Origin of the sequence: Pseudomonas persica (assembly GCF_900291015.1) — a bacterium.
Lineage (GTDB): Bacteria > Pseudomonadota > Gammaproteobacteria > Pseudomonadales > Pseudomonadaceae > Aquipseudomonas.
This window is the reverse complement of record NZ_OLKL01000325.1, coordinates 1-243: the sequence shown is the minus strand read 5'-3', so window position 1 is coordinate 243 and position 243 is coordinate 1. Positions and strand designations below refer to the sequence as shown.

1 pseudogene is annotated in these 243 nt (G+C 70.4%); it reads left to right on the top strand.

Annotated features, from left to right (window positions below):
• Positions 1 to 42: 42 nt before the first annotated feature.
• Positions 43 to 243 (top strand): annotated as a pseudogene (locus tag FQ664_RS26755) (hypothetical protein); the annotation flags it as partial.

Genomic DNA, 243 nt, shown 5'->3' with positions numbered 1-243 from the left:
GCTATAGGCTGGCACCTCATTTCGATGCAGGACGCGTCCGCCATGCCTGAAGGACTTAACCTGCCGCTGCTGCTCGGCGCGGCGTTCAGCGCCATCGCCGGCGTGCTGCACCTGGCGGTGATCGCCGTTGGCCCGCGCTGGTATCGCTTGTTCGGCGCCGGCGAGCGCATGGCCAGGGCGGCGGAGCAAGGGCGCGCCTACCCGGCCTTGGTCACCGCGGCAATCGCGGCGGTGTTGCTGGGG